The sequence below is a fragment of the Bradyrhizobium sp. CCGUVB23 genome, assembly GCF_024199885.1.
Taxonomy (GTDB): domain Bacteria; phylum Pseudomonadota; class Alphaproteobacteria; order Rhizobiales; family Xanthobacteraceae; genus Bradyrhizobium.
Map to the genome: position 1 here is coordinate 2,194,326 of NZ_JANADQ010000001.1, position 15,730 is coordinate 2,210,055.

Annotated in this window: 15 protein-coding genes; 2 read left to right on the forward strand and 13 right to left on the reverse strand. The window is 58.8% G+C overall.

Translation table 11 applies throughout. From position 1 onward, the window contains the following. Nucleotides 1-76: 76 nt before the first annotated feature. Nucleotides 77-628 carry a hypothetical protein gene (locus NLN62_RS10175; RefSeq protein ID WP_254108646.1) on the reverse strand — a complete coding sequence of 184 codons (552 nt, stop codon included), beginning with the start codon at nucleotides 626-628 and terminating at the stop codon, nucleotides 77-79. 829 nt (nucleotides 629-1,457) lie between these two features. Here NLN62_RS10175 and NLN62_RS10180 point away from each other — a divergent pair. Next, entirely contained in the window at nucleotides 1,458-1,691 is a 234-nt protein-coding gene (locus NLN62_RS10180) for a hypothetical protein (protein WP_254108648.1), read from the forward strand. A 134-nt stretch (nucleotides 1,692-1,825) separates the two neighbouring features. Beyond that, complete coding sequence (speD, locus tag NLN62_RS10185) at nucleotides 1,826-2,218, forward strand: adenosylmethionine decarboxylase (protein ID WP_254108649.1); 393 nt, start codon at nucleotides 1,826-1,828, stop codon at nucleotides 2,216-2,218. A gap of 288 nt (nucleotides 2,219-2,506) precedes the next feature. Here speD and NLN62_RS10190 read toward each other — a convergent pair whose 3' ends face one another. The 12 genes from NLN62_RS10190 to sfnG form a co-directional block, all read right to left on the reverse strand. Beyond that, nucleotides 2,507-3,031, reverse strand: a complete 525-nt coding sequence (locus tag NLN62_RS10190; RefSeq protein ID WP_254108650.1) for a MarR family winged helix-turn-helix transcriptional regulator — start codon at nucleotides 3,029-3,031, stop codon at nucleotides 2,507-2,509. A 684-nt stretch (nucleotides 3,032-3,715) separates the two neighbouring features. Further along, a complete protein-coding gene (locus NLN62_RS10195) occupies nucleotides 3,716-3,919 on the reverse strand; it encodes a cold-shock protein (RefSeq protein ID WP_254108652.1) in 204 nt (67 codons plus the stop codon). A gap of 299 nt (nucleotides 3,920-4,218) precedes the next feature. Beyond that, complete coding sequence (locus NLN62_RS10200; protein ID WP_027524816.1) at nucleotides 4,219-4,587, reverse strand: acyl-CoA dehydrogenase family protein; 369 nt, start codon at nucleotides 4,585-4,587, stop codon at nucleotides 4,219-4,221. A gap of 155 nt (nucleotides 4,588-4,742) precedes the next feature. After that, nucleotides 4,743-5,759, reverse strand: a complete 1,017-nt coding sequence (locus NLN62_RS10205; protein ID WP_254108653.1) for an IS1595 family transposase — start codon at nucleotides 5,757-5,759, stop codon at nucleotides 4,743-4,745. Between the two features lie 10 nt (nucleotides 5,760-5,769). After that, nucleotides 5,770-6,537 (reverse strand): nucleotidyl transferase AbiEii/AbiGii toxin family protein, encoded by a 768-nt coding sequence (locus NLN62_RS10210; protein WP_254108655.1) that lies wholly within the window; start codon nucleotides 6,535-6,537, stop codon nucleotides 5,770-5,772. Nucleotides 6,538-6,838: 301 nt separating this feature from the next. Continuing rightward, a complete protein-coding gene (locus NLN62_RS10215) occupies nucleotides 6,839-8,035 on the reverse strand; it encodes an acyl-CoA dehydrogenase family protein (RefSeq protein WP_254108657.1) in 1,197 nt (398 codons plus the stop codon). 28 nt (nucleotides 8,036-8,063) lie between these two features. Further along, complete coding sequence (locus NLN62_RS10220; RefSeq protein ID WP_254108659.1) at nucleotides 8,064-8,852, reverse strand: ABC transporter ATP-binding protein; 789 nt, start codon at nucleotides 8,850-8,852, stop codon at nucleotides 8,064-8,066. Nucleotides 8,853-8,924: 72 nt separating this feature from the next. Continuing rightward, entirely contained in the window at nucleotides 8,925-10,256 is a 1,332-nt protein-coding gene (locus NLN62_RS10225) for an ABC transporter substrate-binding protein (RefSeq protein WP_254108661.1), read from the reverse strand. Between the two features lie 23 nt (nucleotides 10,257-10,279). Beyond that, complete coding sequence (locus NLN62_RS10230) at nucleotides 10,280-11,257, reverse strand: branched-chain amino acid ABC transporter permease (protein ID WP_371933113.1); 978 nt, start codon at nucleotides 11,255-11,257, stop codon at nucleotides 10,280-10,282. Nucleotides 11,258-11,329: 72 nt separating this feature from the next. Continuing rightward, nucleotides 11,330-12,220 (reverse strand): branched-chain amino acid ABC transporter permease, encoded by an 891-nt coding sequence (locus NLN62_RS10235; RefSeq protein WP_254108665.1) that lies wholly within the window; start codon nucleotides 12,218-12,220, stop codon nucleotides 11,330-11,332. Beyond that, a complete protein-coding gene (locus NLN62_RS10240) occupies nucleotides 12,220-13,152 on the reverse strand; it encodes an ABC transporter ATP-binding protein (protein WP_254108666.1) in 933 nt (310 codons plus the stop codon). The genes NLN62_RS10235 and NLN62_RS10240 overlap by 1 nt, the downstream gene beginning before the upstream one ends. An 11-nt stretch (nucleotides 13,153-13,163) precedes the next feature. Further along, nucleotides 13,164-14,270 carry a dimethylsulfone monooxygenase SfnG gene (gene sfnG, locus NLN62_RS10245; RefSeq protein ID WP_254108668.1) on the reverse strand — a complete coding sequence of 369 codons (1,107 nt, stop codon included), beginning with the start codon at nucleotides 14,268-14,270 and terminating at the stop codon, nucleotides 13,164-13,166. Between the last annotated feature and the right edge of the window lie 1,460 nt (nucleotides 14,271-15,730).

Genomic DNA, 15,730 nt, shown 5'->3' on the forward strand with positions numbered 1-15,730 from the left:
CTGCATTTGTAGGCGCCTGGGCTATGGTTTGGTGCCGTCTTCATGAAAGAAGACTTGGCGCTCGCCGGGCTGCAGGTCACCCCCGGGGCGGCGGAAAGCGATGACGTCGATTGTGCAAGAACCAAGACGGAACCGTCTCATCTTCTTCCACGAGGCCCACGTCGTTTGCGTGGCCGCTGAAGGCAGTCGTTAAGTGCTCGAATTTTTGGACGCTCTTCGCTATAGCGAAATGGTTAAGAGCAGCGTAACGAATCGTCGGCGTGCAGAACCACCCACCGCGATTGATATGCTGTTCGCAGTCGTCCGCCTTGGTCCACACGAAAACGCACGCAGAAATATCTATTCTGGACGTGCAGACTACGCGAAAGGGCGTCGTTTCGATACGCTTTCCGAACCGGGATTGAACGTGGGGTAGCGCTGCTTGGCCGCCATGACGTGCACGCTCGACAACTCCTTTCAGCGCGTCAAAGCAAACTTCCGTCTCGCCGCCGACAGCAGATCCGATACGAACAATGTTGCGGAGCCGCTTAGCACTCAGGCGAAGCCGGAGTGTTATCATCGCGCGGGTGTCGGTGGTAAGCTTGAAGGGCTGATGATGAGCCTTTTCCTGCCGTGCAGCGTCGCGCAACCGATCGCTCGTCACGTTTTGGCGCGAGCCAGACTTCGATAGCCGCAGCCTAGCCAACAACGAAGGCGGTTTCCTGCAGCGCAGCCTGCTGTACGCTTCGCTACAGAGCGATTGTGAGCTTTAAGACCATTGTCCATAAGTTGACGCATGCACCCGGTACGAAGCAACTGGTGCCCCCTCAATTTCCAAGCGGCACGCTGCTTGCTTCATTCGCGGTGCCATCACCGACGCGAGCTCGAAAATGCTCGGTTGTGGATAGGGATAGCCCTGCGGAGTGTTTAATGCGATCTGGAGTTCGTTCTGGGGGAGCGACAACGATTGCGCTGGAAGCAAGCGGCGTAGCCAATTCGGCGGATCTTGAGCCAGCAGTACATCTGCCATCGGCCCCGCGGAGCTGGTCCGGAGAATATATAGGCGCGCACGCCCGCAGTATCTGCGCTCAAACATGCTTCAGAAATCCCGACGTTCCGTCTGTCTATGGCGGCCGCGCCGATACTCCCGCCTTTTCTGCAGGCGACCGGATCGGCTACAACTCGCAGAGAAATGGTTGGGTGTTTGGCCTCAAACGCGATGCAAACGGCTCTGTCTCCAACTGCACAAATACCTGTCTTGCCGGCTCCGGCATAGCAGTGAGGATAAACTGCAAGGCGGGTCCAAGCGGCTTTGTCACCGGAGCCGGTCGCTTTGGGCACGCAGAGCCACACCGTGCCCTACCTCAAGGGAAGGGTGGCTTGGAAATGCAAATGTCGGCGACGGAGCGCTCGACTTCTGCAAGACGCGAGGTTTGTTGGGCGCGAACCGAGCGTCTACCGAAGGGGCGATCGACGTCTTGGCCGACAAGCGTTGCGGCAAGTACGGCCTGGTGTTCGAATGCCTGGTCAAGGATCGCGACGCACCCCGAACAGGGATCTCTTGCCAAACCACCAATTCCATCGAGAGCCTGTTCGCCACCGGGCAATACAGGAGCATGCGGACGAAGGGCTCCTTGATGCCAACCACCGCCAGGCCGATGGTGTTCGAGCTGCTGCATAAGGGACCCGGCGGCGGCTTAAGGCACACATAAGCGCCCAAGGTCGCAGTTGTCAGATTCAATGACGGCATTGAAATCATCCAAGTGCCGAGCGCGCCTGATCCCTTCGTCATCCAAATCCCGAATAGCTCAGCCTAATGGGCCGATAATTCAATGGAGAATTCTCAATGACTATTGATGGCGAGAAGGCAGCCCCGCCGGCTCTGTCCTCGGGTGGGACGCATATGCTCATCGACCTATGGGGAGCGAAGAACCTTGACGACCCGGCCATTGCGGAAGACGCAATCCGAAAAGCCGTGCTTGCGGCGAGTGCGACCTTACTCCACCTTCATGTTCATGAGTTTTGTCCGGGTCACGGCGTCTCGGCAATAGCCTTGCTGGCGGAATCGCACATCACCTTGCATACTTGGCCTGAGAGGTCCTACGCGGCCGCTGATGTTTTCGTATGTGGCAACAGCGATCCTGCGAGCGTCGTGCCGGTTCTAGTTCAGGCCTTTCAGCCCGAACAGTCCGACGTTCGTCGTTTCCGCAGATGCGCGTCAATCAAACCAACGCGATGAAGCAGATGGTCGATCTCCTTGGAACAGCAGAGGATGCTGCTTCGCTCGCGCGCGTCGCACCGGCAGTTTTCCGAATGCCGTTTAGGGGCCGGCGTTGTGCGCAATCTTGCGGCCATTGGCGCGGATGACAGGATTCGGAGTGTCTTGAGTGCCAGGTCGGCGGTATGCATTGATGGAGCGGATGGCCTCCGTATCCGAGATCATGGTGGCCTCCCGAAGATCACGCCAAGGAGAGCCCGTATGGTGCCAGCGAGCAGGCTCTGATGCTCAGCATTGCGTCAATTAGGCCTACAATCCGATACTTAGCTTTTGAGATGCCAATCGGCTGTTCTTGGCAAGCAAGACTAGCCGTTTGTTGACGTAGTGAAGAGACTCCTCGTCGAGCCCGTCAAGCATTGTAGAGTTAAGAGCTTGTCTTTTGCTTGACAGCTTCCTGATGTCCGCCTGCGCCTTTTCAGTCAGCGACATCCGCAGGTATCGCGCATCATCAGGCGATGTCACGCGGGCAAGGAGCTCCAGCTTTTCGAGTCGCTTTGTTTGATGGCTGACGAAGGCGGGATGGATACGCAGTTTGTTCGCAACCGCTATTCCCGAGACGCCTCCACCTTCGTCGAGTTCGTCGATGGCCATCAAGATCAACCACTGCGGCTCGGTTACGCCTAATAGCTGAGCCCAACTCTTGTGTATTTCCTCGAGAATGGAATGCACCTCGACGATATTCCAGATGAAGTCACTAACGGCTCGATCGAGTCTTTCTTTCATTTGCATCTGGCGTCTTGTTTGTTTCCGGCAGGTCTCGGTGTCGCCAATCACGGTTGGTGTTCACTTCGGCCGAAACGTACGTAACCTTCTTGTGTGATCCAAAATGGGCTCAGGCAACACGATGCATCAAAACAACTGAGATCAGCAATTGTTGAGCGCCGATCTCAAGGAATAGCCGGTTCTTCAGCGCCAGCTTGGGCCCTATGCACAAATAGTAGCCGGCAACACAGACGAAACTTCACGGTAGTAGGCCATATACCGCCGAAATTCTGCTCTTTGTCGCGGGAACCGCGCAGCTTTTCATCCGAATAAAGCCATCAGATGTTCCTCGACTGAGATGATGCTCGCATCCTATGAATTGGGGGCGAACGGGCGCCAGCGGCACGGTGAAAGCGGAGCTTGGTTCGTGAGTTGGCGAAACGAGCGGCAAAAGCCATTCTGATGATGCGTTCGGGAATTCCAAGAGAGGCTATCCAAAGCTCCTTGCTCCTGGTCGCGGCGAGCTGGGATTCAAGCCAAAAACAGCGCTCAGACTTCTTCAGGGCATCGTCCGTTAACGAACCCCACACAATTGGCCGCGCTCTTCAGGGCTCGAGGAATTACAGCGCCAAACAAGGAAACGGCCTCAGCGGGCTCCGGGGGGATATGCTGAGGCCGAACCTACGCCTCGCGGACAAGCCGGAGGCGGAGCCAGAACGAGGAATGGTTGGCTGATTTTCGTTTGCGCGAGGAAGACTATCCAAGTCGGAGATTTTCGGCGGCGACTCTGCCAGAACGTCCGGTCGTTATCTCATAGCTAATCTTTGCACCCTCTGCCAGCTCGCTATAGCCGGCCCTTTCAACGGCACGAATGTGCACGAAGACATCAGGGCCGCCATCCGGCTTGATAAAGCCGTGGCCCTTAGTTGCGCTGAACCATTTCACAGTACCTATCGCCACAACGGTAACTCCAAGTTGAACGCGCGCGATTTAGCCAGAGTTCCCACTGAGCATCAAGACCATCCGCAGTGTGAGACGTCCGTGTTGGTAGACCGCGCGATCGTAACGAATCCGCAGCTGCGTACCATAGCGGCGCCTAGGGCCCCGGTCGCATAGAACTTCTGACCGTTGATACGATATCCGTCGCCATCAGGGGTCATCGTTGTCTCGAAAATTCCGGCATGCTTGCTTTTGGCTTCCGAGACCGCGTTACCGAAGCGATAACCTTGCAAGGCCTTACTGAACCAGAAGTTCTTCTGCTATTCGGAGCCGGTCAGTCGCAGTAGGTCCAGGACTCTCAGATGACTTTGTGGAATTTGCCCAAGCGAGGGGTCGGCAGCCGAGATGATCTTGACCACTTCTCCAACCGTCACGAACGAGACGCCTGCCCCGCCATAAGATTTCGGCACGGAGATGCCCCAGAGACCGCTTGATGAAAAACGATCAAGTTCGGCTACCGGCTGACGCCGTTCGCGATCGCGCGCTGGAGCCTCGAGCGCAAGTTCGGCGGCCACTTTGTGCGCGATGTCGATGGCTTCGGCATCGGACCTGATGATCTGCGCTTTCGGTACAACGCTGAATTCCGATCCCGGCCCGGATCGGTCGGCGCGTCCAACTCGTGCGCTCATGAAGAACTCCCAACGCCTGCTCGTCACCCCGGCTGGCCGGCGCCGTAACGTGCCGTTCACTATCCGATCCTGATCGCCGCATCTCCCGCGGCATGCACGAGGTTCCAATGCTCCGCGGGTTGCCCTGCGAAGTTCGAACTATGCCTATTCGGTTTTCACCCATCGTTGCGACATGTAGGGTGACGCCATTCGCCGGAATAAAGCGCTTCGTAAGTCGGCGCGGTCACTTCGCCGGTGATGCCGAGTAGGGAGCGGAGGGCGTTGAATGGATAGAATCGCCGATTGAACCGGAAGGTAAACTCGTTGAGGTAGGCTTGCAGGTGCTGCGGGCTGACGCCGTGGTGGGTGCCGATCAGCCAAGTCTTCAAGTTGGCGAACACCAGATGAACTATCGGCAGGTGCTCCTCGGCGACTCGCGGATCACTCCGTTCCGCGACTGCATGATGGTCATACCCAAGCTTGGTGAGATCTGCGTACCCGGACCAATTGTCGGTGACGACCTTCGCCCCAGGCGCGACGGCTTGTTCAACAAAGCCGCACAGTGATCCGGCGCTGCGGTCCGGAATGACCGCGAGTCGGATCCGCCCGGCGTAGCGTCCGTTCCTGCGCGCGTCGCGTTTGGTCCCCGGTACACGTTGACGTACTTCGGTAGCGGCCGCAACTAGCGTCTTGTGGTGGACGCCGCTGCCTTCGCCGCGCGTGCGTCCGCCAACCCAAGTTTCGTCGACTTCGACATGCTCGTTGGCGCGCCCACCGATGCGGTCATGGGCCGGCCGCACCATCCCGGCGCGCAACTTGTGCAGGATCTGGAATGCCGTCTCATAGCGCTTTAATCCAATCTGGCGCTGGAACTGCGCGGCGGACATGCCGGGCGTTTGACTAGAGACAAGATACGCTGCCCAGAACCAAACACTGAGCGGCGTATGCGAGCGCTCCATCACCGTGCCCACAGTTAGCCCTGTATTCTTCCGGCAGTTGCGGCAGCGTAAGACCCCGGGGCGGTTGGTGAAACGGAATGGTGAACCGGAAACTCCGCAATGAGGGCAAACGAACTCATCCTTCCAACGGACCTTTTCGAGGTAGCCAGCGCAAGCCGCGTCGTCGGGGAACAATCGCTGAAACTCAGGCAGAGACTGCGGGAACGGCAGGTCGTCGCGCTGAAAAATATCCATCAAGCTGCGACTATGGCTTCGGATTTTTGGACTCCTGGCAACAAAGCGTCCGCGAGAAAATGGAAATCCTTCCCCAGGATTTCGGGAGACCGCTTATGGCCGTCGTTATCGTGGACTTCATATCGTCGGTAAGGCGCCACGGCTCGTTCAAGTCGTTGAAGTAGGTCAGCGACTTCAACGTGATCATCGGAGGCACACTCGACCCGAAAAGGGCCTCCAACGCGGCTAGTCCGCGCGGCAGGCTCTGCCCGTTTGCAAGTATGACAGCGATATCCTGGTAATCCTTGGCTTCGCCCCGATCATGAATCAGCTTATGTGCGAACAAGTCGTACATCGACGCGACGCACAGGACATCGTCGTCGGTCTTGTCCGGTTCACATACGCAACCGTTCTTCACGCCCCCGAAGAATGACACCTTTATCGGCGCGCCCATATGATCGACGCTGACTGTCAACGTATCCTTCTCGTTTTGCAGTACGGAGGCGCCTTTGAGCCACGCGATTTCGTTCAGCAGGTTGTACTTTTGTCCGTCGTCGAGATCAGCGTCCGAAAAAAAGTCGAAATCGACGGATTGACGATGTCCGAGGCGAAGCGCAATCGCCGTACCGCCATATAGAACAAAGTGGCCGGGCACTTGGGCGAGATGAGGCCATAGGCTGCGTTGAGCAGGGGGTAGAATGTCGAGGCGCGGCGTAAACACCATAAGCAAATCCAGCGTCAGGAAAACCGGCGACGCGACTTCGGCGGTGTTCCATGCCCGCCCAATCGATAATGCCAAAAAGCGAGCGATCGGTTGGAGACTACGCCAACTGGGGGAGAATTTAGAACTTCCCTAAACATATCAATTCCGACGCATTCGATCAGCGCGGAGGCGTCTTCCCAGGTACCCATCTCCATCACATTAGCAACGAGCCTAGACATTCCGTCGGACGCAACAATATCGGGCGGCGTCCACCACACGTACTTGGCCGCAAGCCGCAGTATTTCCGAACTTCGAAAAGTCTCGTTCATTGCGGCATCTCCAGTGGTCTGAAACTAGCACTAGCCGGTGTGCGTCAACCGGATAGGCTTAGTTCGAACTATTCTCCGCCTTCGTAGAACAGCTCTAGCGGAAGGCCGACCAGCGATTTGCCAATCCAGTCCCGAGCAATGATGTTGGACGGCCCCATTGCGATGGCAGCACGAGCGTCGCGGAAGGAACGCTCGATCGGCCCTCGGTGATAGCCATAACCTCCCGTCACCGTCAGTGCAGCGGCGGCGACCTTGTTCGCGACCTCGGCGGCGTGCACCTTGAACTCGGTCAGCGGGATCAGGATTTCACTTTGCGGCTTGCCGACGCGCCAGAGTTCGTCCAGCCTTGCTGCTAGTTCAAGGCGCCACGGCCGCAACGATTCGACGAGCACCTTGGCCGCACCGAGCTCCTGTCGGATTGCCTGATAGTCCGCAAGTCTTTTGTTCCGATCCTTGTGTACGAAACTTGCGGTGTGCTTGACGGCCGCATTCAACACGCCCCTCGCCAGGCCTTCCCAGACGGCCCCGAGCCCGATCAGATAGACTGGCGAGACACCGTTGTAGATGATTTCCTTCCCCTGTCCTTCTGCGCCGAGCCGGTCCCGTTGCGGTACCCGCACGCTGGTGTACTGGATAGGCCCCGAGTGATTGGCGCGCACGCCGAGGGCGTTCCAAGGCTTCGATTCGATCCCGGGAGACTTGCCGTCGACGATGAAAAAGACAATGTCGGCCTGATCCTTGGCGCCGGGCGTACGTGTCTGCACGACATAGAAGTCAGCCTGACCGGAGCTCGTTGTGAATGATTTCTTGGCATCGAGCAGATAGTCGTCACCGTCGCGCGATGCCTCCGATAGATTATACCACCAGTGTCCCCCGGTCGCGCGTTCACTGGTCGAATATGTACCCAGCAAGGCACCGTTCTTCGCCTTGAGCCAGCGCTCCTTCTGGTCGTCGCTGCCATATAGATTGATGGTCTGAGCCGCGCCGACATGCATGACGTAGATAAGGCCAGTCGATGCATCAACCTGGCCAATACGATGGGCAGCTTCGGCAAAATCGACATGGCCTTGGCCAAGGCCGCCAAACCGGGTTTCGTTCAGGACGCCGGTCCAGCCCGCTTCGGCCAACGCCTCCAGATTCTCTTTGGGAAAGCGGCTTTCGAGATCGTTGCGTTCGGCATTGACCCTTATGGTCGCATCGATGGCGGCATCCAGCCGGGAATAGAGGTCATGGTCGAAATTGTGTACCAGCTTGGCTACGGCCATAGTTAGTCTCTCCTTTTTTCTGACGAATTCAGGCAACGGCGTGCGTCAGCACTTTCTTTGTGGAGTCTGTTTGCAGTGAGCCGCCGAGGTAAAGCGCTTTGATCTCGTCGCGGTTGCGCAAGGCGACTGATGCACCGGACAGGACGCTATGGCCGTTCTCGAGGACGACCGCGTGGTCGGAAAAGCGTAGCGCGACCGTCGAATTCTGTTCAGCTACCAGGATCGAGAGGCCCCGCTCTCTGTTGAGCCGCTTCAGCGCTCGGAAAATGCTCTCAACGACAAGCGGGGCGAGCCCCATGGACGGTTCGTCGAGCACCAACAGCCGCGGCCGCGACATCAGCGCGCGGCCGATCGCTGTCATCTGCTGTTCGCCGCCCGACGTTAGTCCCGAGATAGACCTGCGATGATCCTTCAGTCGCGGGAAAAGCTCGTAGATCTCCTCCAGATCCGTGCGGATCATGCGAGACTTGGCCTCTCGGCCAATGGCACCCGTAATAAGGTTCTCTTCCACGGTCAACGATAGGAAGCAATGCCGACCTTCAAGCACCGGAACGATCCCGGATCGGACCAATTTGGCGGGCGACGCAGATGCGATGTCGCGGCCTTCAAAAGCGATCCGCCCGGCAGCTATCTGACCGCGCCGCGCCGGTAAGAGGCACGAGATCGCTTGAAGCGTGGTCGATTTGCCCGCACCATTGGCGCCGAGGAGAGCGACGATCTCGCCGCGCCGAACCGCGAACGATACCTCGTTCACGGCACGGATGACGTAATTGTACGTCGCCGCAAGCCCCTCGACTGAAAGCAGAATGTCACTCATGCCGGATCCATCCATCCCAAGGCGGCACCGTTCGTAAGCTGACGCTCCCGAAAGGTACCGCCTATTCCTTCACTACTGGCTCACCGGATCATCACCGGAGGTACGGATCTTGATGCCATGCTCCTTGGCATAGGCCGTCGACGACTTCTCGATGATCGGCCGGAGGAACGCCCAGTTGGGCGCGATCCAATCCGAGACGACCTTCCACTTGCTGCCGTCCCATTGCTGAAACGTGACACGGCCGTCGCCCTCATGATTGTCCCAGGTGACGTTGATCGAATGGAATAGCCCCTTCGCGCCCAGTGCTTCCACCCGCGCCGAATCCAGCTGGAGGTGCTCAAAGCCCCAGCGAACCTCGTCGCCCGTCAGGGTGCGCTTGCCGAACCTGGCCTGCGCGATCCGGACAGATTCGACATTGAGGATACCATTTACAATCCCGAGATTGTGGTAGACGCTGCCGATCCGCTTCTTGTCGTCGAGATTGCCCTTGTTCGCGCCGTAGACGGTTTTGATCACCTCCTGCAGCACCGGATATTCGGCGCCGGACGCCTGGGTCGTAATCGCGATATAGCCCTTGGCCGCATCACCCGCGGGAATAACGTCTTCCTCGGAATTGGACCAAACATTGCCGATGATGTGGTCGGCTGGGAAGCCGACCTTTTGTGCGGTCTTCAAGGCCACTGGATTCATCACGCCCCAGCCGCGCAGTACCACATAGTCCGGCTTTGCCCGTCGGATCGACAGCCACTGCGATTGCTGCTCGTTGCCCGGATGCGGAACCTCGATCTGCTCTAGGCCAAAGCCGTACTTGTCCGCGAGCAGCTTATAGATCGGGATCGTCTCCTTGCCGTAGGGCGAGCCATGATAGAGCACGACGATCTTCTTGCCGTTCAGCTTGTCCGGGCCGCCTTCTCTCGAGGCGAGATAGTTCACGATTCCGGAGGTCTCGCTATAGGGATTGAGCAGCAGCGGAAAGACGTAAGGAAACACCCGGCCATCGGTCGAATCGGTACGACCATGGTTGATCGTGATCAGCGGCACCCTATCCTTGGTGATACGGTCGATCATGGCATAGGCGATGCCGACCGACAGGGGATTCCAGGCGGCGATGCCGGGACGGTTCTTCAGCCGCTCATAGACCTCTATGCCGCGCTCGACTTCGTATTGGGTCTCGCCCTCATCCCAGGTCAATTTCACGCCATTGACGCCGCCATCGCGGATGTTGATCAGATTGAGGTAGTCGATGAAACCGCCGAAGAAGCCGGTGCCGCCGGCGGCATAAGGACCAACGCGGTAGCTCTGCAGCGGGAAAAACTGTTCGTCGGCGTGGGCCGCCGGCGTACTGGCAAGGCCGGCGGCAAGCACCGCCCCCATGATCAATTTGAAGCGTCTTAGTTTGCTCATTGCAAGCTCCTTTGAGTAAGAGATCAAGTCGGCGCTGCCGTGCGCCTTGCAGACCAAAGGGTAGACCAGGTGCGATCCCATAAGGCGATCAGCCCGCGTGGTTCTGCGATCAGAAACCCAATGATGAGCGCACCGATCACGATACGTTGGCTCATCTCCAGAATGCCGGAATCAAAGACGCTGCCGAGCAGAGCCGCGCCGACGCGCGACAGCAGAAGCGGGAATACAACGATGAAGCCCGCCCCGATGAAAGAGCCGCGCAACGAGCCGAGCCCGCCGATGATGATGATGAACAGAATCTGGAACGAACGGTCGAGATTGAAGCCGGCCGGCTCGACTGTGCGCAAATAAGCAAAGGCCCAGAGAACGCCGGCAACGCCGATGAGGAAGGACGAGATGCCGAAGGCGAGCAGCTTGGTTCGAAGCAGTGGCACGCCGATCACTTTGGCCGCGACCTCATGGTCGCGCACCGCGATGAAGTTACGGCCTGACTGAGATCGTAGCAATCGCAGTGTCAGCAAGGTCGAGATAACCACGATCGTTAGCGAAAAGACATACCGCTCCGCAGCGTTCGTGAACGAAATGCCCGCAACGGTTAGAACGGGTGCATCGATCACGCCGGACGGATTGTCGTTAGAGAACCAGCCGAATTTGGTGAGCGCCCATTGAACGAAGAATTGTGCGGTGAGGGTCGATACCGCCAGATAGAACCCCCGCAGCCGTAGGCTGGGCAATCCGAACAGGATCCCAACGGCAGCAGCGATGCCGCCCGCCAGCACCAGATCAATCAGCAGCGGCAAGCTCGGGATGCGGAGATGAAGGTTATAGGCAGCGTACGCGCCGACCGCGAGAAAGGCGGCCGAGCCGAGCGAGACCTGTCCGGTGTATCCGGTGAGAACGTTGAGCCCCACGGCGGCCAGTGCCAGCGCCAGGAACGGCGTCAGCACGGCATCGAGCAGATAGTCGGATCCGACGAACGGAACGACACCGTAGGCGACCATCAAGACAATCGCGCCCCAGAGAGTTTCGGCCGACGGACAGCTTGATTTGCTGGAGGCGGGAATCGCCATTGCCTATACCCTCTCCACCGGCTTCTTTCCGAACAGGCCCGATGGCCGGATCAAGAGGAGCGCAAGTGCCGCGACGTAGGCTACCCAGGTCTCGATGCCACCTCCAAAGGAGGGCCCGACATAGACTTCGGCCAATTTCTCGATTGCCCCAACCACAAGCCCGCCGACGATCGCGCCTAGGATGGAATCAAAGCCGCCGAGCACCAGCACCGGCAGCGCCTTCAACACAACCAACGACAGCGAAAACTGCACACCGAGCCGCGCGCCCCACAATAGCCCGCCGACCAGCGCCACGATCCCGGCCACTGTCCAAACTGCGGCCCAAACACGTGGCAGCCGCAGGCCGACTGCAAGCGCTGCAAACTGATCGTCAGCGACCGCACGGAACGAGAGTCCAGTGCGGGTGTAGCGAAAGAACAGCGCAAACACCGCCACCAGGCTGCCCGCAACCGCGGCCGCGAACAGGTCGAACCGGCTGATCAGCACGCCGGCGACTTCGAATGGGGTATCACTGATTCCGATGTCGAGCCCATGTACTTGCGTGCCCCAGAGGAGCTGTGCGGCGCCTTCGATCACGTAGGAGAGCCCGAGCGTCGCCATGAACAAGGTGATCGGGGGCTGGTTGACCAGCGGCCGCAACACCGTGCGCTCGATGGCGAGGCCCAGTACGATCATGGTGGCCAGCGTTGCCACGAGCGCCGCGGGAAGCGACGCGCCGCGTTCGACCAAGCTGACAAAGGTCAGCGCCGCGAACAGCAGCATCGCGCCTTGGGCAAAATTGAGTACGCCGGAGGCCTTGTAGATCAGCACAAAGCCGATCGCGACCAGGGAGTACATCACTCCCGACAGCAGGCCACCAATCAGCACCTCAATGAAGAACTGATAGTCGAACATCAAATCGCAAACTCCATATCGTTCCCGTGGTCTACGCCGAGATAGGCATCGATCACGGCCGGATCGGCTCGGACTTCCTCAGGGGTGCCGTCGGCTATCTTCCGTCCGTGGTCGAGCACGGCCACGCGGTCGGACAGCCCCATCACGACGCCGATGTCATGCTCGATCAGGACGACGGTGGCCCCGAAGCTATCGCGGGCTTTGCGCACGTAGTGCGATAACTCCTGCTTTTCGGTCAGCGTCACACCGGCGAATGGCTCGTCCAGCAGCAGGAGCTTTGGCCGGCCCACCAGCGCCCGCGCAAGCTCGACGCGCTTCTGCACGCCATAAGGCAGCGTTCCGGCTAGACTGTCCTGAACGTGATCGAGATACAGGAAGCCGATGATCTCCTTCGCCGCCGACCGGTTCTCCGCCTCGATCCGCCGCGCCAGCGGCGAGCCGACGATCTGCCGCAGAAAGCCTGCCCGGACACGGTGCGCAAGACCCATGAGCACATTGTCGAAGACCGAAAGTCCCTTGAACAGGCCAAGATTCTGAAATGTCCGCGCCACACCATGGGCGGCGAGCTTCGACGTCGGCACCTCACGGAACGAATGCTCGCCGAACCACACTTCGCCTTGATCGGGACAATAGAGTCCGCTGACGACATTGAGCAGCGAGCTCTTGCCGGCCCCGTTCGGCCCAATGACCGCACGGATTTCGGCCCGCGCGACTTGTAAATCAACATCGCGCAGTGCTGCGACACCTCCGAAGCCCAGCGAGATGTTCGAAAGTCCGAGGACCGGACTTTGAAGCGTAACAGGCTCCGCGCGGCTCACAATCGCCTTGCCGCGCTCTTGCCTCGCGTGACGGACATGTTCGTCGGGAGAATCGTCCTCCAGACCAAGCGCAGCCGCTCCTGTCGCAATCCCCGCCACTTGGCCCCCTTCCATAACGAACTCGATTATTCGGCAGCTTGCGCCCGCACGGGCGCGCTCGCCTCGAGCTCCCGAACGAGCGGGATCACATGCTTGCCGAAATATTCGACCTCTTCCTGGAAATGGAGGAAGCCGAGCAGGATCAGATCGGCACCAGCGCCCTTGAGCTCGATAATGCGTTCGGCGACCTGTTGCGGGGTTCCGATCAAGTTCGAGCGGAAGCCATCATTGTATTGAACGAGGTCCTGGAAGGTGGATTTGGCCCAGTTGCCCTCGCGCTCGGGGCTGGCATTGCCGGCATTCTGGACCTCGTGGTGGAATCCGCGAACCGCATCGGGGATCGCCTTATCGATAATCTCCTGCAAGACCTCCTTGGCCTCGTCTTCTGTTTGCCGGACGACACCGAAGGCATTGATTCCGATTTTGGTGCGCCAGCTTTTGCCGAAGGCCTTTTCCTTGGTCCTAATGTCCTCAACCTGGGCCTTCAGGCCGTCCGGCGTATTGCCATTGGTGAAATACCAGTCGGACACACGGGCAGCCATGTCGCGGGCTGCCCGCGAAGAGCCGCCCTGAAAGATCTCCGGCAGCGGATCGAGCGGCTTTGGCTTGAGCGAATAATCGTTGAACCGATAGAAGTCGCCCTTCAGGGTGAAGCTTTCCTCGGTCCAGATCCCCCGTAGCGCGGTGATGAATTCCTCCGAGCGACGGTAACGCTCGTCGTGGTCCAGCCAGGGCTCGCCGATCGCATGGAATTCGCCGCGGAACCAGCCCGAGACGATATTGACCGCAACGCGCGCATTCGTCAGCTGGTTAATTGTGGCAATCTGCTTTGCGGCCAGCGCCGGGTTCCAAGGTCCGGGAAGGAGAGCGGCGATAACCTTGAGCTTCTCGGTCGCGCCAAGGAGCGCGTGGGAGAAGCTGACGGACTCGTGTTGTTTGTCGGCGCCATAACCTGCGGTGAATCGGATCTGGCTTAAGGCATAGTCGAAGCCAGACTTCTCGGCGATTTGAGCAAGTTTGCGATTGTAATCGATATCCCAGCTGGTGCGCTGCTCGATCGAAGAAATCACAAGACCGCCGGATACGTTCGGCACCCAATAAGCGAATTTGATCGGATTGTTGCTCACAGTCATCCTGTTTGTCCCTCAAGAATTAGGCTTGCGTGGAGAAGAGCGACGATCTCAGGCGGGCAGCATCGTGCTGTCCCGCCCGTCGAGACGGGCGCGGCTCACTTGTTGTTCGTAGTCGTCGTTTAGGCTATTGATTCAGAAGCGCTACAGTCGTCTCGGACACCATCCGAGCGCGTGCATTTTCAGCCGCTTCAACACAGGCACGCGCAACAGCATCGACCAGCTGTGGGCTTGGTCAAATCACTCAACTTGTCGACGATGTTGTTGCGCATCATGAGCGTCCCCGGCTGTCATCATTGCGTGACCATCGTCTCAGAGAAGCCTCGACTGCGCGAGTCGAAGACGAACTATTTTTCCGACGTTGGAGATAATCCGATTTTGTAATTTTTCATCAGACGCGACGTTTATTGCGCGAATGAGAACTCTCACTGGCTGAATGCCTACGACCTTGTCGCAAAGCTCACGATCGTCAGCCAACGTCTCTCTTGTTCGTCGAAAGGACTTTCGCCGAGTTTCTGACAGTCAGGAGCACTCTTGCTTATCGTCCCATAAGTTTTTCTAAAACCCTCGCCATGCCCCTCTCGGGGCAACGCACGCACCCGCTAGGATCACTGGTCCTCGCGATTTCGTCTGCATGGTGGAGCGGCCTTTTGACTGCCCGCCGAGGTCCGTATGCTGCTCATCAAGACCAGCTGTCGCAAGCAAAACAGACATCTGGAGCGCTCGACGGGGGGATGCCTTCGTACCGCCGTGGCTGGACGCTAACTCATGCCACGCCCCACGATGACAGGCAGACGCCTCGCGGCGTCGCGCCTTGAGATGTTCATCGCTCACGGAAGGGTTTTTCATTAGTGACCGTCCATAGGAAACAATCATGGAGGATAGCGGACGAACCATGTCCGCCGCCGACGGCGAGCGGATCGTGCAACTTTGGATCGTGGTGGCGTCTATGCTTGTGTGCGCTCCCGCCGACATCGGCGCTCTCATCCGCGACTGGGGCAAGCGCCTCAAGCTTGATCAGTCAACGCTGGCCAAACACATCGGCCGTGATCCACCCGCGTGCAGAGCTGCGACTGGTGCTCCGAGCCCTCGGTGCCTCGGGCTTTGGCCAGGAAGCAAGGGACGAACCAATCAGTCCTAGCGCGTTCAAATCCCGCGTGGACATCAACGCCATCGCGACAAGAGCCAGAACCAGAAAGAGCGCCCTTGTTTGATCCGTTCGGTGGGCTATCCGCGGCCGGTCGATTGAACGATGGACGAGGCTCTGCCTCTCAGTGGCGAGCTGGACGCCACCGCGACGAAGCGTTCAATGCTCCCCCCACATTCATGGACGGCGGCTAGGGCTGACCCTAGTTGGTGAGCCGGTGCGTCAGGATTTGGTGAGGGGCGCTGGTCTGCGACCTTGTCGAGCTAAGTCTCCGGTAACGCCGGTACAGTTGGGTGGGTACCGCAGTCCCGCGTCT

What these genes read in the sequence shown, in the direction of transcription:
- speD (WP_254108649.1), top strand. Translation starts at nt 1,826, where the DNA reads ATGACTATTGATGGCGAGAAGGCAGCCCCGCCGGCTCTGTCCTCGGGT.
- NLN62_RS10200 (WP_027524816.1), bottom strand. Translation starts at nt 4,587, where the DNA reads ATGAGCGCACGAGTTGGACGCGCCGACCGATCCGGGCCGGGATCGGAA.
- NLN62_RS10205 (WP_254108653.1), bottom strand. Translation starts at nt 5,759, where the DNA reads ATGGATATTTTTCAGCGCGACGACCTGCCGTTCCCGCAGTCTCTGCCT.
- NLN62_RS10215 (WP_254108657.1), bottom strand. Translation starts at nt 8,035, where the DNA reads ATGGCCGTAGCCAAGCTGGTACACAATTTCGACCATGACCTCTATTCC.
- NLN62_RS10220 (WP_254108659.1), bottom strand. Translation starts at nt 8,852, where the DNA reads ATGAGTGACATTCTGCTTTCAGTCGAGGGGCTTGCGGCGACGTACAAT.
- NLN62_RS10225 (WP_254108661.1), bottom strand. Translation starts at nt 10,256, where the DNA reads ATGAGCAAACTAAGACGCTTCAAATTGATCATGGGGGCGGTGCTTGCC.
- NLN62_RS10230 (WP_371933113.1), bottom strand. Translation starts at nt 11,257, where the DNA reads ATGGTCGCCTACGGTGTCGTTCCGTTCGTCGGATCCGACTATCTGCTC.
- NLN62_RS10235 (WP_254108665.1), bottom strand. Translation starts at nt 12,220, where the DNA reads ATGTTCGACTATCAGTTCTTCATTGAGGTGCTGATTGGTGGCCTGCTG.
- NLN62_RS10240 (WP_254108666.1), bottom strand. Translation starts at nt 13,152, where the DNA reads ATGGAAGGGGGCCAAGTGGCGGGGATTGCGACAGGAGCGGCTGCGCTT.
- sfnG (WP_254108668.1), bottom strand. Translation starts at nt 14,270, where the DNA reads ATGACTGTGAGCAACAATCCGATCAAATTCGCTTATTGGGTGCCGAAC.